The sequence below is a fragment of the Streptomyces sp. B8-7 genome, from assembly GCF_058833805.1.
In genome coordinates this window covers 755053-780676 of record NZ_JBYRRL010000001.1, presented here as the reverse complement: position 1 = coordinate 780676, position 25624 = coordinate 755053, and the positions used below count along the sequence as shown (strand labels likewise).

At 73.6% G+C, this 25624-nt stretch carries 20 protein-coding genes and 2 tRNA genes; 1 reads left to right on the top strand and 21 read right to left on the bottom strand.

Features of this window, described 5'->3' with window-relative positions:
* Positions 1–122: 122 nt before the first annotated feature.
* From AC5K6T_RS03290 to AC5K6T_RS03245, 10 genes are all read right to left on the bottom strand, one after another.
* Positions 123–195, bottom strand: a tRNA-Ala gene (locus AC5K6T_RS03290).
* A gap of 218 nt (positions 196–413) precedes the next feature.
* Complete coding sequence (locus AC5K6T_RS03285) at positions 414–647, bottom strand: hypothetical protein (protein ID WP_019523121.1); 234 nt, start codon at positions 645–647, stop codon at positions 414–416.
* A gap of 3 nt (positions 648–650) precedes the next feature.
* Positions 651–830: a hypothetical protein gene (locus AC5K6T_RS03280; RefSeq protein WP_493205435.1), complete on the bottom strand. Its 180-nt coding sequence runs from the start codon at positions 828–830 to the stop codon at positions 651–653.
* A gap of 439 nt (positions 831–1269) precedes the next feature.
* Positions 1270–1342, bottom strand: a tRNA-Ala gene (locus AC5K6T_RS03275).
* A gap of 103 nt (positions 1343–1445) precedes the next feature.
* Positions 1446–2111, bottom strand: a complete 666-nt coding sequence (locus tag AC5K6T_RS03270; protein ID WP_493205433.1) for a histidine phosphatase family protein — start codon at positions 2109–2111, stop codon at positions 1446–1448.
* Positions 2108–2554, bottom strand: coding sequence for a ribosome silencing factor (gene rsfS / locus AC5K6T_RS03265; RefSeq protein WP_493205431.1), 447 nt, complete (start codon positions 2552–2554; stop codon positions 2108–2110). The genes AC5K6T_RS03270 and rsfS overlap by 4 nt, the downstream gene beginning before the upstream one ends.
* A 68-nt stretch (positions 2555–2622) precedes the next feature.
* Entirely contained in the window at positions 2623–4560 is a 1938-nt protein-coding gene (locus AC5K6T_RS03260) for an LCP family protein (protein WP_493205429.1), read from the bottom strand.
* A 17-nt stretch (positions 4561–4577) separates the two neighbouring features.
* Positions 4578–5354: a nicotinate-nucleotide adenylyltransferase gene (gene nadD, locus AC5K6T_RS03255; RefSeq protein ID WP_493205427.1), complete on the bottom strand. Its 777-nt coding sequence runs from the start codon at positions 5352–5354 to the stop codon at positions 4578–4580.
* An 80-nt stretch (positions 5355–5434) separates the two neighbouring features.
* Positions 5435–5599 (bottom strand): hypothetical protein, encoded by a 165-nt coding sequence (locus AC5K6T_RS03250; protein ID WP_493205426.1) that lies wholly within the window; start codon positions 5597–5599, stop codon positions 5435–5437.
* Between the two features lie 163 nt (positions 5600–5762).
* Positions 5763–5924 (bottom strand): hypothetical protein, encoded by a 162-nt coding sequence (locus tag AC5K6T_RS03245; protein WP_493205424.1) that lies wholly within the window; start codon positions 5922–5924, stop codon positions 5763–5765.
* A gap of 174 nt (positions 5925–6098) precedes the next feature.
* On the opposite strand from AC5K6T_RS03245, the gene AC5K6T_RS03240 reads away from it, so the two are divergent.
* The gene (locus AC5K6T_RS03240; RefSeq protein WP_493205422.1) at positions 6099–7295 is read left to right on the top strand and encodes a M48 family metallopeptidase; all 1197 of its coding nucleotides are present in this window, start codon (positions 6099–6101) and stop codon (positions 7293–7295) included.
* 21 nt (positions 7296–7316) lie between these two features.
* Here the strand turns inward: AC5K6T_RS03240 and AC5K6T_RS03235 are convergent, their stop codons facing one another.
* The 11 genes from AC5K6T_RS03235 to AC5K6T_RS03185 form a co-directional block, all read right to left on the bottom strand.
* Positions 7317–8390 carry an SCO2583 family membrane protein gene (locus AC5K6T_RS03235; protein WP_493205420.1) on the bottom strand — a complete coding sequence of 358 codons (1074 nt, stop codon included), beginning with the start codon at positions 8388–8390 and terminating at the stop codon, positions 7317–7319.
* A gap of 142 nt (positions 8391–8532) precedes the next feature.
* Positions 8533–9108 carry an SCO2584 family spore wall biosynthesis protein gene (locus AC5K6T_RS03230; RefSeq protein WP_493205418.1) on the bottom strand — a complete coding sequence of 192 codons (576 nt, stop codon included), beginning with the start codon at positions 9106–9108 and terminating at the stop codon, positions 8533–8535.
* A 610-nt stretch (positions 9109–9718) separates the two neighbouring features.
* Positions 9719–11005 carry a glutamate-5-semialdehyde dehydrogenase gene (locus tag AC5K6T_RS03225; RefSeq protein WP_493205416.1) on the bottom strand — a complete coding sequence of 429 codons (1287 nt, stop codon included), beginning with the start codon at positions 11003–11005 and terminating at the stop codon, positions 9719–9721.
* Positions 11006–11383: 378 nt separating this feature from the next.
* Entirely contained in the window at positions 11384–11824 is a 441-nt protein-coding gene (locus AC5K6T_RS03220) for a DUF8830 family protein (RefSeq protein WP_493207308.1), read from the bottom strand.
* A gap of 198 nt (positions 11825–12022) precedes the next feature.
* Positions 12023–13150, bottom strand: coding sequence for a glutamate 5-kinase (gene proB, locus AC5K6T_RS03215; protein WP_493205414.1), 1128 nt, complete (start codon positions 13148–13150; stop codon positions 12023–12025).
* Between the two features lie 382 nt (positions 13151–13532).
* Positions 13533–15827: a hypothetical protein gene (locus AC5K6T_RS03210; protein WP_493205412.1), complete on the bottom strand. Its 2295-nt coding sequence runs from the start codon at positions 15825–15827 to the stop codon at positions 13533–13535.
* Between the two features lie 187 nt (positions 15828–16014).
* The gene (locus tag AC5K6T_RS03205) at positions 16015–17514 is read right to left on the bottom strand and encodes a D-ribitol-5-phosphate cytidylyltransferase (RefSeq protein WP_493205411.1); all 1500 of its coding nucleotides are present in this window, start codon (positions 17512–17514) and stop codon (positions 16015–16017) included.
* 1007 nt (positions 17515–18521) lie between these two features.
* Positions 18522–19967, bottom strand: a complete 1446-nt coding sequence (obgE, locus tag AC5K6T_RS03200; RefSeq protein WP_493205409.1) for a GTPase ObgE — start codon at positions 19965–19967, stop codon at positions 18522–18524.
* A gap of 107 nt (positions 19968–20074) precedes the next feature.
* Complete coding sequence (rpmA, locus tag AC5K6T_RS03195; RefSeq protein WP_365884299.1) at positions 20075–20329, bottom strand: 50S ribosomal protein L27; 255 nt, start codon at positions 20327–20329, stop codon at positions 20075–20077.
* Positions 20330–20343: 14 nt separating this feature from the next.
* Positions 20344–20664 (bottom strand): 50S ribosomal protein L21, encoded by a 321-nt coding sequence (gene rplU / locus AC5K6T_RS03190; RefSeq protein WP_493205406.1) that lies wholly within the window; start codon positions 20662–20664, stop codon positions 20344–20346.
* A 533-nt stretch (positions 20665–21197) separates the two neighbouring features.
* The gene (locus AC5K6T_RS03185; RefSeq protein ID WP_493205404.1) at positions 21198–25457 is read right to left on the bottom strand and encodes an Rne/Rng family ribonuclease; all 4260 of its coding nucleotides are present in this window, start codon (positions 25455–25457) and stop codon (positions 21198–21200) included.
* Positions 25458–25624: the final 167 nt, after the last annotated feature.

Below are 25624 nucleotides of genomic sequence, written 5' to 3'. Positions count from 1 at the left end.
GGCCGGCCGTCCCGCGATGGCCGGCCGCCGCGCGGTGTCCGGCGGGCCGGACGCCCCCGCGTCCGCAGGCAGCGCAGACGGAAAATCCCGCCGGATCATTCCTGATCCGGCGGGATCTGCTGTGGAGCTAAGGAGAATTGAACTCCTGACCTCCTGCATGCCATGCAGGCGCTCTACCAACTGAGCTATAGCCCCCTGCGAAGTGCCGTCCGCCCGGTTCCCTTCGGGGTTTCCCTCGCGGCGACACGGAGAACATTACACGGTCCCCCGGGTGGAACACCAAATCGTTTCGGCCCTGCGCCGTTGCACCCCATGTGTCCCGCGCGGCGCGGTCGGCCCGGCCGGCAGCGGCGCACCGCCGGCACCGCCTGCGCGGACGGTCCGGCCCCACCGCACCGGGCCCCGGCCCGGCCTCAGGCCGTGACGAACGAGTAGAACCGCTTGAGGGTGCAGTGCTCCTCCAGGAGGCGGCCGTAGATCGGCTCTCCCTCCAGTTCCCGGTAGGTCTCGATCGGGTCGCCCTTTATGATCAGCGCCCGCGCGCACTCCTCGCACCAGTACTGGTAGTCGGGGTTCAGCGGCTCCATGTCGCGGACGATCGGCGTGCCGCTGCCGCACCAGTCGCACTTCCGCCTGTGTGCACCCATCGATCAGCTCCAGCTGTGGCCGCAGGCCGTGCACACGTAGGAGATCCCGCCGTTGTCGCCGAGCACCTGGGCGACGTGCGCGGAACCGCAGGAAGGGCAGCTGAGCCGGGTGGCCGTTCTCCGTATCAACGCCGCTCCGACGAAGAGGCCGCCGACCTCCCCGTCGAGGATGCTCGCAGGCATCGCCACTCCCTCCCGTAGGGCCGCGCTCCCTTCCGGCCGTCTGATTCTGCCACGGCCGGACCAATACGGTCAGCGACGCCGTCGTACCGGTCCGGACACGGCCGCCACCCTCCCCGGCCTGCACGCACCCGGATGCCCACCGCGCCTCCGGAGAGGTATACGCCTGTGGGCGTCGAGCGACTCAAGCCGGTTCCGCGCCGGTCCGTCCGAGGGCCGTGACAGGGGTGCGCCGGCCGGGCCGGGCGGTCGGCCCGCACCCGGTTCCGGGAGTCCGTCGCCGTCCGTACGGCACAGCCGGGACGGGACCGAGCCGGCATCACGGGGGGCCGGCCGCCGAGTTACGGGAGCGCTCCCTGCGCGGCCTACGAAAAATCCCGCCCCCAACGGGGACGGGATCCTCGGTCACTGCTCTCTGACAGTCCGGCAGACTGTCCTTGCGTGGAGCTAAGGAGAATTGAACTCCTGACCTCCTGCATGCCATGCAGGCGCTCTACCAACTGAGCTATAGCCCCTCGCGTTCTTCCCGCTCGGCGGGGCGAACAAGAAGAACTCTAGCCTGCGACCTGCCGGAAAGTGAAATCCGGGTCCGGCGGGGTCGCGGGCGGGGTCGGGGACTCAGTCGTCGTCGCCGAGGACCGGCTCGGGCAGGGTGCCGGCGTTGTGCTCCAGCAGTCGCCAGCCGCGGGCGCCCTGGCCGAGCACGGACCAGCAGCAGTTGGAGAGGCCGCCGAGGCTCTCCCAGCTGTGCGGTTCCAGGCCGAGCAGCCTGCCGATGGTGGTCCGGATGGTGCCGCCGTGGCTGACCACGACGAGCGTGCCGTCCTCGGGCAGCTTCTCGGCGTGCCGCAGCACGACGGGGCCGGCCCGGTCGGCGACCTCGGCCTCCAGTTCGCCGCCGCCCCGGCGCACCGGCTCACCACGCTTCCAGGCGGCGTACTCCTCGCCGTACCGGGCGATGATCTCGTCGTGCGTCAGGCCCTGCCAGACACCCGCGTACGTCTCCCGCAGCCCCTCGTCCCGGGTGACGTCCAGGCCGGTGAGCGCGGCCAGCTCCGCGGCCGTGTCCGCGGCCCGCCGCAGGTCGGAGGCGACGATCGCGTCCGGCTGGAGGGAGGCCAGCAGCCGCGCGGCACGGCGGGCCTGGGCGACACCGGCCTCGGTCAGCTCGACGTCGGTGGTGCCCTGGAAACGGCGCTCCACGTTCCAGGAGGTCTGGCCGTGCCGCCACAGGATGATGCGGCGGCCGCGTCCCGGTGCCCGGCCGGGGCCCGGGGTGGTCATCGCCGCTCACCGCCCGCCTCGGCCGCGTCCTCGGCGGCCGCCAGCCGGGCGTGCTCCTCGGCCCTGCCGCGGGTGGCCTTGGCGTCGGCGGGCAGCTCCAGCTCGGGGCAGTCCTTCCAGAGCCGCTCCAGGGCGTAGAAGACGCGCTCCTCGCTGTGCTGGACGTGCACCACGATGTCGACGTAGTCGAGCAGGATCCAGCGGGACTCGCGGTCGCCCTCGCGGCGCACCGGCTTGGCGCCGAGCTCCTTGAGGAGCCGCTCCTCGATCTCGTCGACGATCGACTTGACCTGGCGGTCGTTGGGCGCGGACGCCAGCAGGAAGGCGTCCGTGATCGACAGCACGTCGCTGACGTCGTACGCGATGACGTCGTGGGCGAGCTTGTCGGCGGCCGCCTGGGCGGCGGTGGTGATGAGCTCGATGGAGCGGTCGGTGGCGGTCACTACGTGGCTTTCCGTCGGCGGGCACTTGCCCCCAAGGGTCTCACGGACCGCCGACGGCCCCCCACGCCCTAGGAGGACTCGGGGGCGTAGTCCTGGCCGAGGACCACGGTGACGTTCGCGTTGGCCGAGACCTCTCCCCGGGCGACGGAGTCGGTGGGCAGGCCGAGCGTCTTGGCGACCTCGATGGCGTTCTCCCGGTCGGCCGCCTCGGCGTAGAGCACCTGGGAGCGGCTCTCGGCGCTGTCGGCCGTACCGCCGTCCAGGAAGGTGAAGCCGCCGTTCAGCAGGACGACGCGGGCCTTGCCGGAGCGGGCCTCGGTGCCGCTGGCGTCGCGGACCGAGACGCGCACGGCGGCGTCCTCCGCGGGGCTCTTCGCGGTGCCGCCGAGGATGTCCTTGACGACGCTGGAGCTGGCCTTCGCATCGAGGGTGCCGTCGCCGCGGACCGGCAGCAGCGCCGTCTTGTGGTCACCGCCCTTGGCCAGCTCGGAGAGCCCGGCGAGGAAGGCCCCGAGGTCGCTGTCGCTCAGGGAGGGGTCGAGGATCTGCGCGAGCGTCTGCACGGTGACCGTCGCGGCCTGCGGGTCGGAGGAGATCTTGCGCAACACGCCCTGCATGACCTGGCCGAACCGCTGGAGCTGGGCGTTCTCGTCCTCACCCGGGGCGCGGTAGGTGGCGTAGGCGACGGCCGTCTTGCCGCTCAGGGTCTGGTCCTCACCCTGATGCACCAGGGGGGCCGCGCCCTTGGCCTTGGCGGACGGGTCGGGCACGTCGGTGTCGGTGTCGACGTCGATGTCGCCGACCAGGTCGACGAGGACCTGCAGATAGGGCGTGTCCAGCCGCCAGGTGCCCTGGATGCTGGTGCCGAGGACGGTGTCCAGCGCCTCGCGGGTGCCGGCGGAGCCGTCGTCCTCGACCGAGTCGGCGAGCGTCGTGGCGGAGCCGTCCTCGGCGGTCAGGGCGAGGGAGTTGGGCAGCAGGACGGTGGTGCCCTGCCGGGTGGTGGTGTTGTCGACCAGCAGCACCGTGGAGGTGCCGCCCTTCTTCGTGTGGTGCAGGTGGACGACGATCACGTCGCGCTTCTGCGCGGCGGCGGCGACCCCGGCGCCCTTGCCGCCGTCCGGTGAGGAGAGGCCGGGGAGCTTCCCGGCGTACCAGAGGTAGCCGACCCCGCCGGCCGCGACCAGGGCGAGCACGACGACGAGGGCGACGACACGGCTGCGCGCCCGGCGCCTGGCCTCCTCACGCCGCTCGGTGCGGTTCTCGGTGAACTGGAGCCAGTCGATGACGTCCTCGGAGTCCCCGTCGGGCTCCTCGACGAAGGCGAACTGCTCCGTGCGGTAGTCCCGGTCCCCGCTGCCGCCGGCCGTCCGCGCGGCGGCGGAGCGCGCCGCGGCGTCCGGGGCGTCCGGGGCGTCCGGGGCGGCGTCCGGGGCGTCCGGGGCGGCGTCCGGGACGTCCCAGGTGCCGGTGTGCGCGGCGGGCCCGGGCTCGTGGACGGGCGCCGCCTGCTGCGGGATGTAGGCGGTCTGCTCCGCCACGCCCGGCGCCTGCCGTCCGGGGGCCTGCTGCCCGGACGCGGGCGCCCCGGGCGGGGCGTACGGCTGGTAGGACGCGCCGGGCGCCGTGCCCGGAGTCCCGGCCTGGGCGGCGCCGTAGGGGTCGTGGGTCCCGTACGAGTCGTAGGGGCCGGGTGCGGACGGGGGCGGCTGCCGGGCGGTGTCGTAGGCGTTATGAGCGTCGTGGACGTCGTAGGCGTCGTAGGCGTTGTGGACGTCGTGGGCGTCGTGGACGTTGTGGGCGTCGTAGGCGTCGTACGGCGGGGCCGGATGCTGGGCGCTCGTCGCGTAGGGGTCGTAGCCGTGGCCCTGCTGTGCGTAGGGGTCGTAGGACTGCCCGGTCGGCTGCTGCGGGTGGACCTGCCGGTACACAGGCCGGCCGTACTCGTCGTAGCCGACGAGCTCGTACCCCTCGCCCCCGTGGCCAGCGTCGTATCGGTCGTTCACCGGTGCCCCCTCTCGGCTCACTCGCCGCGGTACAGCTCTCGTTTGGCGATGTAGCGCACGACTCCGTCCGGCACCAGGTACCAGACGGGGTCCCCGTTGGCGACTCTCGCACGGCAGTCCGTGGAGGAGATGGCGAGGGCGGGCACCTCGACGAAGGAGACGCCGCCCTCCGGCAGACCCGGGTCCGCCAGGTGGTGGCCCGGCCGGGTGACCCCGATGAAGTGTGCCAGGGAGAACAGCTCGGCGGCGTCCCGCCAGGTGAGGATCTGGGAAAGGGCGTCGGCACCGGTGATGAAGAAGAGGTCCGTGTCCGGGTTGAGGACGCGCAGGTCGCGCAGGGTGTCCACGGTGTAGGTGGGGCCGCCGCGGTCGATGTCGATGCGGCTGACCGAGAACTGCGGGTTCTCGGCGGTGGCGATGACCGTCATCAGGTAGCGGTCCTCGGCCGGGGAGACCTTGCGGTGGCTCTTCTGCCAGGGCTGGCCGGTGGGGACGAAGACCACCTCGTCGAGGTGGAACTGCGCGGCGACCTCGCTGGCGGCCACCAGGTGCCCGTGGTGGATCGGGTCGAACGTTCCGCCCATCACGCCGAGCCGGCGCTTGCCGGGGTGCGCCGGGCCCTGGCCGGGGCCCTCGGCGCGCAGCCGGGCCGGGGGGTGGCCGGCGGCCGGAGCGTCGTCCGTGGCCCGGGCGTCGGCCGTGACCGGGGCGTCGCCCTGGCCGTGCGCCGGGTCGTGCGCCGGATCCCGCGCCGGGTCGTGCGCCGGACCGGTAGGCATGTCCTGCTCTCCCATGCGTGCAGACCCTACCGGCCCGGTCCGTGCGCCCCGGCGGTCAGCTCCCCCGGTGCCCGCGGCGCCGCGCCGTGGCGCGTTCAGCGGTCGCGGTTGAAGCGGGTGGTGACCCACAGGAGCAGCAGCAGGATGACGAACGCTCCGCCCCCGGTGAGGTAGGGGTTGAGGCTTTCGTGGTTTCCGCCGTGCTCCTCGCCCTCGGCGGCGAGGGTGACCAACTGGGCGGCGGCGCTGTGGAGGCTCATCTTCGGCAGGACCAATCCGGTGTGGGCGGGATAAAGATGTCGGCCCATCGTAAGCGGGCGGCTCCGCGCCGCTCACGCCGACTCCGCCGTGGGGACATCGGGGGAAGCACGTAGGGGAAAGGTCGGGGTTCCGGAGATCCGGCCGCGGAACTCGGGGGAGCCGTCAGTCGTCTTTCCTCTTGTAGCCGCGAAGCAGGAACCAGGCGGCCAGCACGCATCCGACGACCATCACGATCAGTACGACCCGGAGCAGATCCCCCGCCCCCTGACGCTCGGCGGCAACGGCGGCCTGGGTGAGCCAGGCGGCTGAAGGGCTGTGTTCCATGACGCTGGACTCCGTTCGCTGTGCTGCCCGACCACGGTAGCCCGGCCTAGGCTGGGCGCTGTCCCGGGGGCACGGCCGGGCCGTGCCCAGGGCGGCGGGACACCCGGCGGAGCAGGCGCACACACGCACACACACGCAGACAGGCACGCTCGCACGTACGCACTGGGGGAAGACATGGCCGACGACCGCGACCAGCACCACGGGCACGAGCACGAGCACGTGCCGAGCCGGCAGCGCCGGCGCTTCCCGGAGATCTCGTCCCGGGCGTACGAGCACCCCGCGGACCGCTCCGCGCTGGTGGCGCTGCGCAAGCTGAGCGGATTCGACACCGTCTTCAAGGCGCTGAGCGGGCTGCTGCCCGAGCGCAGCCTGCGGCTGCTGTTCCTGTCCGACTCCGTCCGGGTCTCCGACCGGCAGTTCTCGCACCTCAACGACATGCTGCGGGACGCCTGCTACATCCTGGACCTGGAGAAGGTCCCGCCGATGTACGTCACCCAGGACCCGCAGCCGAACGCGATGTGCATCGGCCTGGACGAGCCGATCATCGTGGTCACCACCGGGCTGGTCGAGCTGCTCGACGAGGAGGAGATGCGGGCGGTGATCGGCCACGAGACCGGTCACGCGCTGTCCGGGCACGCGGTCTACCGGACCATCCTGCTGTTCCTGACGAACCTCGCCCTGCGGGTGGCGTGGATCCCGCTCGGCAATGTCGCGATCATGGCGATCGTGACGGCGCTGCGGGAGTGGTTCCGCAAGTCGGAGCTGTCCGCGGACCGGGCGGGGCTGCTGGTGGGCCAGGATCTGCAGGCCTCCATGCGCGGTCTGATGAAGCTCGCCGGCGGCAACCACCTGCACGAGATGAACGTGGACGCGTTCCTGGAGCAGGCCGAGGAGTACGAAGCGGGCGGCGACCTGCGCGACTCGGTCCTGAAGATCCTCAACATGCTGCCGCGCACCCACCCCTTCGCGGCGGTGCGGGCCGGCGAGCTGAAGAAGTGGGCCGCGTCCCGCGACTACCAGCGGATCATGGACGGGCACTACCCGCGGCGCGGCGAGGACAAGGACACCTCGGTCAGTGACTCCTTCCGCGAGTCGGCGTCGAGCTATGCGGGGCATGTGAAGAACTCCAAGGACCCGCTGATGAAGCTCGTGTCCGACATAGCCGGCGGCGCGGGCGACCTCGGCAGCCGGGTCCGGCGCGGCTTCAGCGGGTTCGCGGGCTCCGGCGGGAGTTCCGGCGCGGGCTCCGGCGGGGGTTCCGGCACGGACTCCGGCCCGGGCAGGGGTTCGGGTTCCGGTGACGGTTCGGCCGGGGCTGACGGCTCCTCGGACGGCCCGCCGCAGGACCGGCCCCCGCGAGACGAGAACTGAACCCCGGGCCCTCCGCGGGCCTCAGAGCTTCGGCTGCGCCTCCTCGGCGAGAGTCCCGCACAGTGCGGCCACCTCGCGCGTGGCGAAGGGGTTGGTGCTCGCGGGGGTCTCGGACCCGGCGGTCTGCCCGGCCAGGAGGGGGCGCAGATGGTTGGTCGCGTCGGCGGCACACGACAGCGGCCCGGCCTGGAGGGAGGAGGCCACCAGCTGGGCCTGGTGCAGGCGCAGGTCGTCGCGGTCGAAGTGGAAGCGGACCTCGCGGCGCAGGGTGAACAGCGAGGCGGGGGCGTCGTCCGGTGACCCGGCCGGCCGCAGGGCGTACACGAACGTGTGGTCCGCGGTGACCTCCAGGGTGTCGGAGTCGGTCTCGGCGGCGTGCAGGCTGCCCCGGACGCGGATGCCGCGGTCGGCCAGCTCGGTGGCGGAGGGGTCGAAGCGGACCAGCCACCCGGTGGGGGTGTGCAGGCCGTCGGCGGCGGGGTGCGCGAAGCTCTCGTCGAACTGGTCGAGCTGGTCGGTGGCGACGAGCAGGCGCACCGGCCGGACCTGCTCTCCGGTGAGCACCTCGGGATAGAGGGAGGAGCGGACGAGGTAGTCCTTGGCGGTGGTCAGGGCGGTGACGACCTGGCTCTCGGAGAAGTTCGCGGTCCGCCGGGCGGCCGGCAGGGGGATGCCCTCGGCGCCGACGCGGTAGGAGGCGGCAGGGCTGTGGGCGTACAGGTCGGCCGGGTCGGCGGCGCCGGGCACAGCGTCCTTCGGGGCGAGCGGTACGACGGTCATGTGCAGGGGCTCAGCGGTCGGCGCGGCGGCCTGCGGCGACTGGTACGGATGCCGTACGCCCATGTAGATCGCGGTGCCGAAGGCCAGGGCGATGAGCATGACGAGGATGAGTGCCTGCCGGGACAGCCCCTTGCGCAGCGGCGGGCGGCTCCGCACGGCGGGCGTGTGGTCGGCTATTCGCTCCTGCGCGGAGAACTCCTGGAGGCGCGCAGCGCGGACGAACGACTCGTCGAAGACGACGGACCGGTACTCGTCCTCTGCACCGCCGGGGGCGCCGTCGGGGGTGCCTTCCGGTGGCTCTCCTGGCCCTCCCATACCTTCAGGGTAGGTCTCCGCGAGCCGCGGTAAACGCGCTGTTGCGGGACAAGTTCCGGCAGGTTCGCACCTGGACTCGGGGCACGGCCAGGGGCCGGTGAGGGGGCTCGACAACCGGCGGCGGCGGTGTGCCGTGCGGGTTTCAGGGGCTCTGCGGGACCAGTGACACGGCGGGGAGGGAGTGGTCGGCGGAGGGGGGCGGAGAAGTTGTGCCTCCTTGCTCCAGTTCAGTGGTGGCGGGCGGCGGGGTGTGGTCCTGGCGGCCCGAGGACGCGCCCCGGTAGACGGCCGCGAAGGCGAGCACGACCATGCCGACGCCCATCATGAGGGCGAGCACCCAGGCGACGGGCCGGTGCCAGCGGACGGGCCCGCCGAAGGGCCCTGCGGCGTCGTAGTGGCCGTCGGGGAGGTCGGCGTCGTCCTCGTGACCGAGGTCGGGATCATGGCCGAATCCGGATCCTCGTCCGTCCGGGCCGTGGCCGTCGTAGGGGTCGCCGCCGCGGCGGGCGCGGCGGGCTTCGGCTTCGGAGGCCTCGGCTCTGGCCTGCGCAGCGGCCAGGAGGCGTTCGACGGCGGTCGGCTCGTGTATCCGCGCCGCTTGCACGAAGGCCTCGTCGAAGACCACGGAGGCGAACTCTTCGTCCGACACCCCGTGGTCGTGGTCGTCGTCGGGCTCCCGGCCGTCCGAGAACGGCGTGCCCCCCACGTCCTCCGGCACGGGTCCAGCGTAGACCTGAGGGGTCATTTTGGGCAGACGGTATGGAAATTATCCGCCGGACGGGGCAGGGAACCGGCGCACCGGTGCGGGCCGCAGGCGACCCCCGTCCCGACCGGCCGGACGGGGCCGCCTGCCGCGCCGGGCCCCGCCGTCCGCCGTGCGCCCGGCCGACCCGGCCGGGCCCCGCTCCCGGACGGCCCTGAGCCCGGGGGCGGCGGCAGGCCGCCGTGGCGTGGGCCGGGATGCGCCGTCGGCCCTGCGGCCGGAGGACGTGCCGGGGAGCCGGCGGCATCCGGTGGGGTGCACCGCACGGCGGAGCATCACCCGCTCACGGGACGTACCCGGGCGGTGCGACGACACGGCGGGGTGCCGCGCCGGGCAGCGCGACGGCATGGAGGGGTGCCGTGCCGGGCCGTACGACGACACGGCGGGGTGCCGTGCCGGGCCGTACGACGACACGGCGGGGTGCCGTGCCGGGCCGTACGACGGCACAACGGGTTACCGCGCCGGGCAGCGCGAGCCGGCGCGCCCTTCCGGTCGCCGCGCCGGCGCTGCGGCCGGCCCTGTGGGCGGCCCTGTGGGCGGCGGCGGACGGCCGGCCGGGGCGGGGTCAGCGGCGGATGTGGCCGTCGCCGGTGACGATGTACTTCGTGCTGGTCAGCTCCGGCAGGCCCATCGGACCGCGGGCGTGCAGCTTCTGCGTGGAGATGCCGATCTCGGCGCCGAAGCCGAACTGGCCGCCGTCGGTGAAGCGCGTGGAGGCGTTGACGGCGACGGTGGTGGAGTCGACCAGCTGGGTGAAGCGGCGGGCCGCCTGCTGCGAGGTCGTGACGATGGCCTCGGTGTGCCCGGAGGTCCACAGCCGGATGTGCTCGACCGCCCGGTCCAGCGAGTCGACGACCGCGACGGCGATGTCGTAGGACAGGTACTCGGTCTCCCAGTCCTCCGCGGTCGCCTCCACGACGGTGGCGCGCGAGTCCTTGGCGTGGGCCAGGACGCGTTCGTCGCCGTGCACGGTCACTCCGGCCTCCGCGAGGGCGTCCAGGGCGCGCGGCAGGAACTCGGGGGCGATGTCCTGGTGGACGAGGAGGGTCTCGGCCGCGTTGCAGACGCTGACCCGCTGGGCCTTGGAGTTGATCAGGATGTCGACGGCCATGTCGAGGTCGGCGTGCGCGTCGACGTAGACGTGGCAGTTGCCGGTGCCGGTCTCGATGACGGGGACGGTGGACTCGTTGACGACCGTCCGGATCAGGGAGGCCCCGCCGCGCGGGATGAGCACGTCGACGAGACCACGGGCGCGCATCAGCTCGCGGACGCTGTCGCGGCTCTCGCCGGGCACGAGCTGGACGGCGTCGGCGGGCAGTCCGGCCCCGCCGACGGCGTCGCGGATCACCCGGACGAGGGCGGTGTTCGACGCGTAGGCGGAGGCGGAGCCGCGCAGCAGGACCGCGTTGCCCGACTTCAGGCAGAGGGCGGCGGCGTCCACGGTGACGTTGGGCCGGGCCTCGTAGATGATGCCGACGACGCCGAGCGGGACGCGGACCTGCCGCAGGTCGATGCCGTTGGGGAGGGTGGAGCCGCGGACGACCTCGCCGACCGGGTCGGGCAGGGCGACGACGTCCCGCACGTCGGAGGCGATGGCCCGCACCCGCTCGGGGGTGAGGGTGAGCCGGTCGATGACGGACTCGCTGGTCCCGGCCTCGCGGGCGGCGGCCACGTCCTTGGCGTTGTGCTCGATGATCTCGGTCGTACGGACTTCCAGGGCGTCCGCGATGGCGAGCAGCACGTCGTCCTTCGCGGCCCGCGGCAGCGGTGCGATGTCGGCGGCAGCGGCCTTGGCCCGGTAGGCGGCCTGGGTGACCGGGGACATGGAGTCGTACGGGGAGAGCGTGGTCATGGGCAAAGGGTAGTCCGCCCGGCTCACCGCCCCCGGGGGCGTCCCACTGCCCGAGACACCTGTTCGGGCGGCTCCCCGGTGCGGACGACTCCCCCGGCCGGGCCGGGGCGGTCCCGCCGTCGGGCCCGGGCCCGTGCGGCGCGGGCCTGCCGGACGGAGGCCTGCCGAGCGGGGACTCCGCCGGGCCGGCCGTGGCCCGTTCCGGTGCGGGGCCGCGCGGTCGGAGCCCGCCGGGGCCGAGCCCGGCAGGCCCGGCAGCCGCGGCAGACCCGGCAGACCCGGCAGACCCGGCCGGACGCGGCATGCACGGCAGGTCACCGCCGGACGCGACAGGCGCAGCCGGACGCGGCGGGCCGGGAAGGGCGGGCCGCGACCGGCTCAGTAGGGATGCACGCCCACCGGAGTGGCGGGCGGCGGGCCGTAGCCCTCCGCGATGCGCTGGTGGTAGGTGTCGCGGTCGATGACCTCCAGGCCGACGATCTCCCAGGGCGGGAGTCCGGCGGTCTGCCGGTGCTCGCCCCACAGCCGCAGGGCGACAGCCGCGGCGTCGTGCAGGTCGCGGGCCTCCTCCCAGTAGCGGATCTCGGCGTGGTCGTCGGCGTACCGGCTGGTCAGCAGGAAGGGATGGTCGTGGGCGAGCTGTTCCAGGGCCCGGCGCACCTCGGCCAGCGGGGCCGCCGCGCCGGAGACGCTGAGGGTGACGTGCCAGAGCCGGGGCAGCGGGGGTGCCTCCTCGGCCTCGTAGCGGTCGCCGGCCGCGACGCTGGTCAGGACCCGCTCCCCGCCGGTCGCACGGGACGCCGCCGCCCCTGGGCGCACTCGGCTCACGACGGCCTCCTCGTCCGCAGTGCCCGGACGCCGCCCCGGCAACGACCGAGCAGCACCCCAGCAGCCTTGCCGTGCCCGGACGGACAGGTGCGCCCGGAACACGTCCTTGAAGCAAAGTTGAGCAGGCCGCAAGCCGCTGCGGGGCGGTTTTACGGAACGTCCCCCACCGGGGGCGGACGTTTCGGGTCTTTACGGGTGCAGCACGACGAGGTCGTCCCGGTGTACGACCTCGCGTTCGTACGCGGGCCCCAGTTCGGCGGCGAGTTCGCGCGTGGAGCGCCCGATCAGGCGGGGGATCTCCTTGGCGTCGAAGTTGACGAGTCCGCGGGCGACGGGGTGTCCCCGCCCGTCCCGCAGTTCTACGGGGTCACCCGCGGTGAAGTCGCCCTCGACCGCGGCGATACCGGCCGGCAGCAGGGACTTGCGGCGTTCGACGACGGCACGTACGGCCCCGTCGTCGAGGGTGAGCGCGCCCTGCGGCGCGGAGGCGTGCTGGAGCCACAGCAGGCGGTCGGCGGAGCGCCGGCCGGTGGGGTGGAAGTAGGTGCCGGTGTCCTGACCGGTGAGGGCGTCGGCGGCGTGCACGGCGCTGGTCAGCACGACGGGAACGCCCGCGGCGGCGGCGATCCCGGCCGCCTCGACCTTCGTGACCATGCCCCCGGTGCCGACGCCCGCCTTGCCCGTGCTGCCGATCTGGACGTGCGCCAGGTCGGCGGGGCCGCGGACCTCGGCGATCCGGGAGGTGCCCGGCCTGCCGGGGTCGCCGTCGTAGACGCCGTCCACGTCGGAGAGGAGAACCAGCAGGTCGGCCCGTACCAGGTGGGCCACGAGAGCGGCGAGGCGGTCGTTGTCGCCGAACCGGATCTCGTCGGTGGCGACGGTGTCGTTCTCGTTGACGATCGGCAGCGCGCCCATCGCGAGGAGCTTGTCCAGGGTGCGGGAGGCGTTGCGGTGGTGGGCGCGGCGGCTCATGTCGTCGGCGGTGAGCAGCACCTGCCCGACGCGGACGCCGTAGCGGGCGCAGGAGGCCGTGTACCGGGCGACCAGCAGCCCCTGGCCGACGCTGGCGGCGGCCTGCTGGCGGGCCAGGTCCCGGGGGCGCCGGCGCAGGCCGAGCGGGGCGAGCCCGGCCGCGATGGCGCCGGAGGAGACGAGGACGATCTCCCGCTCTCCCCCGCTGCGGATCTTGGCGAGGACGTCGACCAGTGCGTCGACCCGGTCGGCGTCGAGCCCGCCGGAGGCGGTGGTCAGCGACGAGGAACCCACCTTGACGACGATCCTGTGGGCCTCGCGCACGCCCTGCCTTGCCCCTGCCACCTGCTGCTCCATCCCCTCACATCGACGCGTACCGCTCCGGGCGGACGGGCCGCCCGGACGGCCCGCCGGTCGCGGCCCTCTTGAGGTCCGGCCGTCGTGACCCGCGCACCACGGCCCGCCCGCAATGTACGCGAAGGGGGCGCGTCACGCGCGCCCGTTCCACCGCCCGGAACCCCACCCGCCGGGCACGCTCTCGCCGCCACGGGCACCCGGGCACCCGGGTACCCCGGTCGCTCCGGCCGCCGCCCCGCTGCCACGGCACCCGCGGGCCCGGCGCTCCGGGTCGGGCCCGCGAGCCGGACCGCTGCTCGGACCGGGCCCCGGAGGCCACGAGCCCGAACCTGGCTCTGCGAAGAAGGTAGGGGGCACCGCCGTGCGCGGTTCACCGCGGGGCGGGTCCCTCCGGCCTGGGGCGGCGGCGGACGGTGACGACGTCGGCCATCTCGGCGGGAGCACCGCTCTCCTCGGCCGCGGCCCGCGCCGACTGCCCCAGGTTCCGGGTGTCCGCCTTCAGCGCGAGGTCCGCGACGGCCGCGTTGAACCGGTCGATGGACCTGGGCTCGTCCGGCCCGAGCAGATAGCGCTTGAGGGCGTCGCGCTCGGCGGCCAGCGGGTCCGTGGCCGGGTCGCGGACGGCGTCCAGCAGTCCGCCCAGTTCCGTGGCGTCGTTGGTGAGGATCACCGCGGCCCGTACGGCCGTGTTCTGCCGCTTGAACTCGTCCGCGCCCAGGGCGGCGGAGTCCGTCACGGCGTAGGGCTTGCCACTGGCGATGAAGTCGGAGACGACGGACGAGATGTCGGAGACCAGCGCGTCGGAGACGTTGAAGCAGTCGTACAGGTGAGGCTCGGCGCCGGTGACGACGCGGTGCTCCCAGTGGGGGAACGAGCGCCAGTACGCCTCGTTCCACTCGGCGCGCAGCCGGGCGATCTCCTGGTGCCGGCCGACGTCGACGAGGCCGTCCCGGGTGGCCTCGGCCTCGTCGCGGGACTCGGTGTCGCCGGTCAGCTCGGTGAGCCGTGCCTCGATCCGGGCGAGCTCCTCCCGGGCGCGGGCCAGGGCGTCCGGATCGGCACCGACGCCCGCGGCGGTCGCCGCGGCGGCGCGCCGGGCGGCCGCCTGCTCGACGCGTGCGGTGATCCGCAGGTGGGCGGCCTTGGCCTGGGCGCTGACCGTGCCGGTGAAGGGGTGCGGCTTGTAGAGCACGCGGACGGGCGGGTCGGCCTGTACGAGCGCGTCGACGATGTTCTCGCCGGCCAGCACGAGCGAGGTGTTGCCGGGGTTGTCGTCCCAGCCCTCCCAGGTGGGCGCGTACAGGACGGTGGGACAGCGCCCGCCCTCGCCGCCGAAGCCGCCGAGGTCGCCGGCGGCTCCGGCACCACCGGAGTCACCCGAGCCACCGGAACCGCCAGAACCACCGGAACCACCGGAACCAACGCAGCCGTCGGGGCCGCCGCCCTCGCGGCCGGCTTCGCGTCCGTCCTCGCGGCCGGGGCCCGCGCCGTCGCCCGGGTCCGCCGGCCCCGTCCCCTGCCGGGTCCGGATGGACGCCAGCTGGGGGCGGCCGACCTCGACGATGTCCTCGTCGCGCACACCGACGTCGGCGATGGCGTACCGGTCGCGGCCGGCCCGCCCCGCGGTCCACACCTCGTCGTAGACCTTGCTGAAGGGGTTGACGCTGGCGATCTTGTCGCTGTCGCCGTGGCCGACGAACACGTGCTTCATGGTGGGAACGCGCAGCAGGTGGATGTTCTTGCCGACGTTCGCCGCGTAGAGCGCGACCCGCACCGTGGAGAGGTCCAGGTTCATCAGGTGCACTCCGCCGGGCACGCACAGGACGGGCACGGTGGTGGGCGCCAGCCGCTCCAGTATCGGGCGCTCGCGCAGGATGATCAGCGGGGTGGAGTCCAGCTGCTCCATGGTCTCCAGCCACATGTTGACCTGGTAGGCGGAGTCCTTGGAGCCGGAGAAGTAGAGCAGCGTCTCGGGCCGGTGGGAGCGGAGCCAGTCGTCCACGGCGGCCAGCACCTGCTCGGCGCTGGGCGGGATGCGGTCGCCGCGCACGTACGGGGCGAGGGCGAGGACGTAGGCGGTGCCGAGGGCGAGGGTGAGGGCGATGCCGACGAAGCCGTACAGGTCGGAGTCGGTGATCGTGGTGAGCAGTATCCCGGTGACCGCGAACAGGTCGAGGTGGAGCATCTTCTCGGTGGGGCGGTGCAGCAGTGCGCGCGGCGGGGCGTCGGGGATGCGGATGCGCGCGGCGAGGTCGATGTTGCGGGTGACGACGGGCAGGCGGCGCCGGTTGCGGATCAGGGTGATCAGTGCGCCGTGCGGGGCCTGGAGGCCGAAGAACGTCGCGAAGCAGGCGACGGCGCTGTAGAAGACGGCGCTCTCCGAGAGACCCATCCGGGCGAGCAGCAGCACCAGCAGCAGTTGCCTGACCAGGAAGCGGATGGAGACGCCCGCGCGCACCTTGCTGAGGCGGCTGATCAGATAGCTGCCCTTGTGGTGCAGATAGTGGTCCGCCGCGTACGTCACGGCGGCCGCGGTCACGAAAGCGGGCACGCTCGGGACGAGCGCGGCCACCAGCAGTGCCGGGAAGCCCAGCGTCAGCAGGGCGGCGGCGGCCAGTTCGGCCGCGCTGCCGACCCGGGCGACGCGAATAGCGGTGGATATCACGGAAAACCTGCTCTATGGGATACCGATGGTGAAGAGTCCTGCAATCGTCGACCTCAGCCACCCGCCCGCAAAAGTCAGAAGAACATCACGTGACATTTTTCTTAATTTTACGTATTCAGGCCTCTGTGAATGCTCCCCGAGCGGACATTCACAGAGGCCTGAATAGCAGAAGGCTATTTGAACGCGATTATGCCATGCCGTCCTGCCGGTCCAGCACGCTGGCCAGCGCCTGCTCGAAGCCGGAGGCCCGGCCCGCGGACGCCGTCGGATCCTGCTGCCGTACGTCGATGACGTGCCCGGTCAGCTCGGAGAGCAGCACGTCGAGCGAGGTGCGGGCGACGGCCTCGGAGGAGAGCAGACTGCCCTCCGGTTCCCGCCCGAAGGCCTTGGTGCGCATCGGCGTGGCGGTCCGCTCCGGGTTGATGCAGTTCACGCGGACGCCTTCGGCCACCCACTCGTCCGCGAGGGCCTGGGTGAGGTTCACCATGGCGGCCTTGGCCGAGGAGTACAGGCTGTACTCGGCGCGGCCGCGGGTGTAGCTGCTGGAGGTGTACAGCAGCAGCTGGCCCTTGGTCTCGGCGAGGTACCTGTACGCGGATCGGGCGATCTGCACGGGGGCGAGGTAGTTGACCTTCAGCGCCTCCTGGATGGTGGCGTTGTCGGTCTCGGCGAGCCGGCCGATGCGCAGCACGCCCGCGGTGTTGACGACGTAGTCGACCCGCCCGGTCTCGGCGTGGGCCCGGGACAGCGCCCCGTCGACGTCCTCGGGGTTCTCCACGTGGGTGCCGGTGGTGGAGCGGCCGAGCGCGTACACGGTGGCGCCGTAGGACTCGGCGAGCTTGGCGATGTCGCTCCCGATCCCGTACGAGCCGCCGAAGACGACGACGGTCCGGCCGGTGAGCAGCGCGCGGTAGTCCTCCTCGCCGTTCTGCGCCGGCGCGGCGGTGGAACCGAGCTGGAACAGCTTGTCGGCGATGAAGACGTCGACCGGCTGGGTGACCTTCATGTTGTACTCGTCGCCCGCGACGACGTGGATCGGGACGTCCGGCAGGTACTTCAGTACGACGGAGCAGTCGTCGGTGGCCTGGAAGTGCGGGTCGCCCGCGGCGATCTCGTAGGCGTGCCGGATCGTGGACAGCTTGAAGGCCTGCGGGGTCTGCCCGCGACGCAGCCGCGAGCGGTCCGGGATCTCGGTGATGAACTCCCCGTCCTCGCCGTGCGTACGGGTCACGATGATGGTGTCCGCGGACGGGATGGCCACGTCGACGGCCTGGTACCGCTCCAGCGCCGCGACGCAGTCGTCGATGACGCGCTGCGACAGCAGCGGGCGTACCGCGTCGTGGAACAGGACGTTGAGGTCCTCGCCCTCGGCCAGTCCCTCGCTCAGGGCGTCGATGGCGCGCTCGGTCGTCTCGTTGCGGGTGGTGCCGCCCTCGATGACCCGGCGGACCTTCCTGAACCCGGCCCGGGTGACGATCTTCTCGATGTCGGGCACGTAGCCGGGCGCCATCAGCACGATGACGTCGTCGATCGAATCGGCCTTCTCGAAGGAGGTCAGGGTGTGTTCGATGACTGCCTTGCCGGCGATCTTCAGCAGCTGCTTGGGGATCGACAGACCCACCCGCTGACCGGTGCCACCGGCCAGGATCACTGCGGTGGTACGGGGCTTGGCTACGTGCTGAGACACAGATGACCTACCTCGGGAGGGCTGGGAGCCGAGAAATCGTCCCACTGTCCGTCACCGCGGTGCAAGGCGGACGACCTTCACAGCATATGCGTCCGCAACCTGTCATTCACCCGGCCCGTCCGACGATTGCGAAGACCGTGCGTTCCGTCGAATTGCCGTGAGTTGCCCCACAGCAAATGTTCGATTACGTGACGTGATAGAGCCGTCGCGGAACGCGGAACTCCCCCCTGCGAACCCTTCCGTTTCAGCCGCCCCACCTGGGGCTTTCCCGCGTCGGCGGCCACCACGGCCGCGGGCGGCGATCCGGCCGCCCGCGGCCGTCGCCTCTCTTTCGGGTACTCCGTACACCGGCCGCGTCCCCGCACGCAGGGGCAGGTCTTCACGCCCCGGGAGGAAGGGCTCCACCCGTTCTCCGAATACCGGGGCGGCCCGAATTCACCTCCGCCGTCACTATCCGCCGAGCTCCCCCGCTGCTTCCGTAACGGCGTCCGCCGCGGAACGGTACGGCTTCGGCCTTCCGAATCGGCGGGGCGATGCGGCCCGAATCGCCACGGCCCCGGTGCCTGACCGACATTCCGCGGCCACGCGCCCACCCGGCCGCTCGCCCACCCGGCCGCTCGCCCGCACGACCGCTCGGTCGCTCGCCCGCCCGGCCTCCCTGCTGCCCGGCCGCTCGCCCGCCCGGCCGCTCGGCACGGGCATCAGGCCGGCAGGGCCGCAGGCGCGGGCGGCAAAGCGCCCCCTCGGCAAGGGAACCGAGGGGGCGCCCCGCGGCCGGAGGCCGGGGAAGGCGGCACGGGCCGCCGGGGTCCGGGACGGGGCTCTGCACCCTAGGGCGTGTTTCGAAAGTAGCGTCGTCTGCCCGAAGGGCAGGCCTGGCGGCGTCTGGTGCGTGCGATCGCAAGGCGGAGGGTCGCCCCGATACTGGATGTACCGGGGCGAGCCCGACAACGCGGCGAGCGTGCGTGCCAGACGCCGCCAGGCAGGCGGGACTTTCGAAACACGCCCTAGAAGGGCTCGAAGTCGTCGAACTCGCGCTGGGAGTCGTCGCGTTCGGCCTGCTTGTCCCGGCGTCGCTGGGCGGCCGGGCGCTGCGCGTCGAAGCGGTGGTCCTCACCGCGCCGTCCCAGCATCTCCGCACCGGCCATGACGGTGGGCTCCCAGTCGAAGACGACCGCGTTGTCCTCGGGGCCGATGGCCACGCCGTCGCCCGTCCGGGCTCCGGCCTTCATCAGCTCCTCCTCGACACCGAGGCGGTTGAGCCGGTCGGCGAGATAGCCGACGGCCTCGTCGTTGTTGAAGTCGGTCTGGCGGACCCAGCGTTCGGGCTTCTCGCCGCGCACCCGGAACAGCGGCTCGCCGCCCACGTCCTCGCGTACGACGGTGAAGCCCGCGTCGTCCACGGCCTTGGGCCGGATGACGACCCGGGTCGCCTCCTCCTGCGGCCTGGCGGCACGCGCCCCGGCGACCAGCTCGGCCAGCGCGAAGGACAGCTCCTTCAGGCCGAGGTGCGCCACCGCCGACACCTCGAAGACCCGGAAGCCGCGCGCCTCCAGGTCGGGCCGCACCATCTCGGCGAGGTCCTTGCCGTCCGGCACGTCGATCTTGTTCAGCACGACCATGCGGGGCCGGTCGTCCAGGCCGCCGTACTGCCGCAGCTCCGCCTCGATGACGTCGAGGTCGGAGAGCGGGTCGCGGTCCGACTCCAGCGTCGCCGTGTCCAGGACGTGCACGAGCACCGAGCAGCGCTCCACGTGCCGCAGGAACTCCAGGCCCAGCCCCTTGCCCTGGCTGGCGCCCGGGATGAGGCCGGGGACGTCGGCGATGGTGTAGACGGTGCTGCCGGCGGTCACCACACCGAGGTTCGGCACCAGCGTGGTGAACGGGTAGTCGGCGATCTTCGGCTTGGCCGCGCTGAGCACGGAGATCAGCGAGGACTTGCCCGCGCTCGGGTACCCCACCAGAGCCACGTCGGCGACGGTCTTGAGCTCCAGCACGACGTCTTGCAGGTCGCCGGGCTCACCGAGCAGCGCGAAACCGGGCGCCTTGCGGCGTGCGGAGGCCAGGGCCGCGTTGCCGAGCCCGCCCCGGCCGCCCTGCGCGGCGATGTACGAGGTCCCGTGCCCCACCAGGTCGGCCAGGACGTGGCCCGCCCTGTCGAGCACGACCGTGCCGTCCGGTACCGGAAGGACCAGGTCCTGGCCGTCCTTGCCGGACCGGTTGCCGCCCTCGCCGGGCTTGCCGTTCGTGGCCTTGCGGTGCGGGGAGTGGTGGTAGTCGAGCAGGGTGGTCACCGACTGGTCGACCGTCAGGATGACGTCGCCGCCCCGCCCTCCGTTGCCGCCGTCCGGGCCGCCGAGCGGCTTGAACTTCTCGCGGTGTACGGAGGCACAGCCGTGACCTCCGCTACCCGCGGCGACATGCAGTTCGACGCGGTCCACGAAGGTGGTCATGGTTCGGTGCCTCCAGATACGTACGCGATGGTCTACTGCTTAACACGCGAAAGGCGGACCCGCCTTCCCGACCGGGAAGTGAGGTCCGCCTCGCGAGAGTGTTCCGGTCAGGCGACCGGGACGATGTTCACGACCTTGCGGCCGCGGTGGCTGCCGAACTCCACCGCACCGGCCTGCAGGGCGAACAGCGTGTCGTCGCCGCCACGGCCGACGCCGGCGCCCGGGTGGAAGTGGGTGCCGCGCTGGCGGACCAGGATCTCGCCCGCGCTGACGACCTGACCGCCGAAGCGCTTGACGCCGAGGCGCTGGGCGTTGGAGTCGCGGCCGTTCCGGGTGGACGATGCGCCCTTCTTGTGTGCCATTGCTCAGTCCCTCTTTACTTCGCGGCCGTCGGGATGGACGTGACCTTGATCGCCGTGTACTGCTGACGGTGACCCTGGCGACGGCGGTAGCCCGTCTTGTTCTTGTAGCGCAGAATGTCGATCTTCTGGCCCTTGTGGTGGTCCACGACCTCGGCCTGGACCTTGATGCCGGCCAGCACCCACGGGTCGCTGGTCACGGAGTCGCCGTCGACAACGAGCAGGGTCGAGAGCTCGACCGTGTCGCCAACCTTGGCAGTGGAAATCTTGTCAACCTCGACGACGTCGCCGACAGCAACCTTGTGCTGGCGACCGCCGCTGCGCACGATGGCGTACACGCGGATCTCTCTCTCGCTCGGAAACGGCACCCCCGAAGGCCAGCCGCCCGGCACGGAGCACGGGCGACCTCTCCCTGCCGCCGTGCAGCTCGGGGCGGCTCGGGAGGAGAGGTTTACGGGGATGTAGGCGTGTTCAGTGGACACGCCGACGGTCAAGGTTACGGGGCGGCGGCCTGGAGGGTCAAACCGGGCCGGTCCCCCCGCGCGTGCGCTCGGTCACGCCACCGCGCGCCCGTCACGGCGGAGCGCCCCGCGCCGCCTCCGCAGGGGCACGTCGCGGCCCCGGCGGCGCCGCGCGACGAGGGCCCGTACCGACCACGGGCCGGGACGGGACGGGACGGGCCGGGACGGGCCGGGACGGGCCGGGACGGGCCGGGACGGGACGGGTATCGCGGCCCGGCATCAGCGGTCCGGGCGCCGGGGAGGCGGCCGCGGACAGCGGCCGGTCCGGGCGGGCACCGCGGGGGTGTCCGCCCGGACCGGTTGCCCGGACCGGTTGCCCGGACCGGCCGGGGGCCCGGCCGGGCGGCGGCTCAGTCCTCGTCGGTGGAGGCCGTCACGGTGGGCAGCGTCGGCTGCGCCGCAACGGTCTTCTTCGACGCGGTCTTCTTCGCTGCCGTCTTGGCGGTCGCGCTCTTCGCCGCCTTCTTGGCCGTCGTCTTCTTGGCGGCGGTCTTCTTCGTGGCCGCCGTCTTCTTGGTGGCGGCCTTCTTCGCGGTGGCCTTCTTGGCCGTCTTGCGCGCCGCCGCCTTCTTGGCCGGAGCGGCCTCCGCCGAAGCCTCGGCGGACTCGGCGGACTCGGCGGACTCGGCGGATCCGGCGGCCGGTGCGGTCTCACCGGCGGCTTCGGCCGCGGGGGCCTCGCCCGCCGGGGCCTCACCCGCCGGGGCCTCACCCGCCGGGACCTCCGCCGCGGGAACGACCACGACGGCCGTGTCCTCGGACGTGGTCGGCGCGGTGGCCTTGCGCACGGCTCGGCGCCGCGGACGAGCCGGAGCGGCGTCCTCGGCAGGTGCCTCGGCCGGTGCTTCGGCGGCCACCGGTGCCGCCTCCTGGGGAGCGTCCGGTGCCGCCGGCTCGGCGACCGTCACCACGGCGGCCTCGGCGCCCTCGGGCGATCCGGCCGGCGCGGACACCTTGCGGGTGGCACGGCGCCTGGTGCGGCCCTGGGGAGCGGCCTCCTCGGCCACCGGAGCGGCCGGGGACGCCGCGTGCAGGACCGGGTCCTCCACGGCGGCCGGCTCGGCCTGCACCTGTGCGGCGGACTCCGGCTGCACCGGGCGCTCCACCTCTTCGGCGACGGTCACGTCCTCGGCCGTGGACGGCGCGGACACAGCGGACGGCGAGGCCGTCTCGGCCGCACGCCGCTGACCGGCTCCGGACCGGGGCGCGGTCTCCGCCCGGGGCGCACCGGCCGGAGCCGAGGCGCGCCGGCCGGTGCGCCGCCGCGAACGGCCGCGGGAGGCCGCGGCCTCCGCCTCGGCGACGCTGCTGTACAGCTCCTCGTCCGGCGCGAACGTGTCCGCCGCCGGCTCCGCGGCGGAGGCCACGGCGGCGGCCGGAACCGTCTCCACGGGCGTCTCGGCCTCGCTCTCCGCCTCCTGCTCGGCGGTCACCGCCGGCTGCTCCGCGGCCACGGCCTCGTGCTCGTGGTCGGCGGCACCGGCGCGGGCGCGCTTGCGGCGCTTGCCGCCGCCCCCGGCCGCCGTGGCCTGCTCCATGTGCACGATGACACCGCGCCCGTTGCAGTGGACGCAGGTCTCCGAGAACGACTCCAGCAGCCCCTGGCCGACCCGCTTGCGGGTCATCTGGACCAGGCCCAGCGAGGTCACCTCGGCCACCTGGTGCTTCGTACGGTCCCGGCCGAGGCACTCCAGCAGGCGGCGCAGCACCAGGTCGCGGTTGGACTCCAGGACCATGTCGATGAAGTCGATGACCACGATGCCGCCGAGGTCGCGCAGCCGCAGCTGGCGCACGATCTCCTCGGCCGCCTCCAGGTTGTTCCTGGTGACGGTCTCCTCAAGGTTGCCGCCCTGGCCGGTGAACTTGCCGGTGTTCACGTCGACGACGACCATGGCCTCGGTCTTGTCGATCACCAGGGAGCCGCCGCTGGGCAGCCACACCTTGCGGTCCAGCGCCTTGGCGAGCTGCTCGTCGATCCGGTACGTCGCGAAGACGTCGACCTCGGAGGTCCACCTGGACAGCCGGTCGGCCAGGTCGGGCGCGACATGCGAGACGTAGCCGTGGATGGTCTGCCAGGCGTCGTCACCGCTGACGACGACCTTGGAGAAGTCCTCGTTGAAGATGTCCCGCACGACCCGGACGGTCATGTCCGGCTCGCCGTAGAGCAGCGTCGGGGCGTTGCCGCTCTTGGCCTTCTTGCGGATGTCCTCCCACTGCGACTGGAGCCGTTCGACGTCGCGGCGCAGCTCGTCCTCGCTGGCGCCCTCGGCGGCGGTGCGCACGATGACGCCCGCGTCCTCGGGGACGATCTTCTTGAGGATGGTCTTCAGCCGGGACCGCTCGGTGTCCGGCAGCTTGCGGCTGATGCCGGTCATGGAGCCCTCGGGGACGTACACGAGGTAGCGGCCCGGCAGGGAGACCTGGCTGGTCAGGCGCGCGCCCTTGTGCCCGATGGGGTCCTTGGTGACCTGGACGAGCACGGACTGGCCGGACTTCAGCGCGGACTCGATGCGGCGCGGCCCGTTGGACAGGCCGAGCGCCTCGAAGTTGACCTCGCCGGCGTACAGGACGGCGTTGCGGCCCTTGCCGATGTCGATGAAGGCGGCCTCCATCGACGGCAGCACGTTCTGCACCTTGCCGAGGTAGACGTTGCCGACGTACGAGGTCGACTGCTCCTTGTTGACGTAGTGCTCGACGAGCACGTTGTCCTCGAGGACGCCGATCTGGGTGCGGTCGCCGTGCTGGCGGACGACCATCACACGCTCCACGGCCTCGCGCCGGGCGAGGAACTCGGCCTCGGTGATGATCGGGACGCGGCGGCGGCCCTGCTCGCGGCCTTCGCGGCGGCGCTGCTTCTTGGCCTCCAGGCGGGTGGAGCCCTTGATGGACTGCACCTCGTCGGACGGCTCGGCGGCCTTGCGGGGCTCACGGACCTTGACGACGGTGCGCTCGGGATCGCCCTCGCCGGACTCGGCGGCGGAGGAGCCGTCCCCGGCGCGGCGGCGGCGCCGACGGCGCCGACGGCTGGAGGCGCTGGAGCCGCCGGCCTCGTCGGCCTGCTCGTCCTCGGCGTCCTCTTCCTCCTGCTCGGCGGTGTCCTCGGCGTCCTGCGCGGCCTGCTCGGCGGCGGACTCCTCGGTGTCACCGGCGTCGGCGGACTCGACGTCGGCGGAGTCGGCGTCGGCGGAGTCGCCGCGACGGCGACGGCGGCCGCCGCGACGGCGGCGACGGCGCGAGCCGGTCTCCTCGGAGTCGTCGTCGCCGTCCGCGGCGTCCTCGGCGGAGGTCTCGTCCTCCGCGTCCTCCTCGGCGGCGGGCGCGGCCGGCTCCGCCGGCCGGGCGGGCTCACCGTCCCCGTCGGCGGCGCGGCGGCGGCGCCGGCGGCGCGGCGCGGCCTGCTCCTCGGCGACCTCCTCGGGCTCCGTGCTCTCGCTGTCCCCGGTGGTCTCCTCCGCGGCGGACGCGGCGGCCTCGGCCGCGGCGCGCTCGGGCGTCTGGAACTTCGGCTCGGCGAACACCGGCGCCTGGAACACCGCGACCGCGGGGCGCGCCGGACGGCGGCGCGACGGCTGGGGTGCGGCGCTCTCCTCGGCGGCGGGCTCGGCGGGTGCGGCGGCCCGGGCGGCGGGCTCGGAGAAGCCGGCCGCCGCCTTGCGGACGGCCCTGCGGCGGCGGCGCGGCGCGGCCGTGTCCTCCGGCGCGGGCTCGGCCGCGGCGGGCTCGGCCGGCCGGTCGGTTCCGGCGGGCTGGGGCGCCTGCGGCGCCTCCGGGGCCTGCTCGGTCCCGGCGTCCTGCCCGGCCTGCGCGGTCTCGGCGGAAGCGGCCGGAGCCGCGACGCGACGGGTGGCGCGGCGACGCGCACGGCGCGGTGCGGCGTCCTCCTCCGCGGCCGGGGCGGTCTCGGTCCCGGCCTCGGTGGCGGGCGTCTCGGGGGCCGTCACGGTCTCGGCCGCCTCCGCGGCCTCGGCTGCCTGCGGGGCACCGGCGGGCGCGGACGCCCGACGGGCGGCACGACGCCGCGTACGCGGCGCGGACGCCTCCTCGGGCTCCGCAGCCTGCCGGGCGACGGGCTCGGGGGCCTCGGCGGGTGCCGGGGCCTCGGCGGCGTCGGCGGCCTGCGGAGCACCGGCCGGTGCGGACGCCCGACGGGCGGCACGACGCCGCGTACGCGGCGCGGCGGCCTCCGCCGTCGCGCTCTCCACCGTCGCGGTCTCCACCGTCGCGGTCTCCGCCTCGGCCACCGGCTCGGCCGCCTCGGTCCCGGCGGAGTCCGGTGCGGCGGCCACCACGACCTCCGCGGCTTCCGCGGCCTGCGGGGCACCGGCGGGCGCGGACGCCCGACGGGCGGCACGACGCCGCGTACGCGGCGCGGACGCCTCCTCGGGCTCCGCAGCCTGCCGGGCGACGGGCTCGGGCTCGGCCCCGGCGTCCGGCTCCGCCTCGGTGGGGTCGGCCGGGTCCACGGGCGCCACGATCTCCTCGGGCGTGTCGGCGGTCGCGGCGGGCGGGCCCGCCGGTCGGGAAGCGGCACGGCGCCGACGACGCGGCGGCAGGGTGTCGCTGGGGGTGTTCGGTTCGGAACCCTCGACGGGCTCAGTCGGTTCGAGCATGCGGGCTTGTCTCCCGTCAGGCTCCCGGGCGCCGCGCCGAGGTCCGGCGAATGCCGGTGACGTCCGCGGCTCGCGCGGTGCGCGTGTGCCGCCGTCCGGGGCGCGGGCGCCGCACGGGAGCTCTCTGTGTCCTGTCTCGCCGGTTCCGTACGCCTTGTCGCTTACGG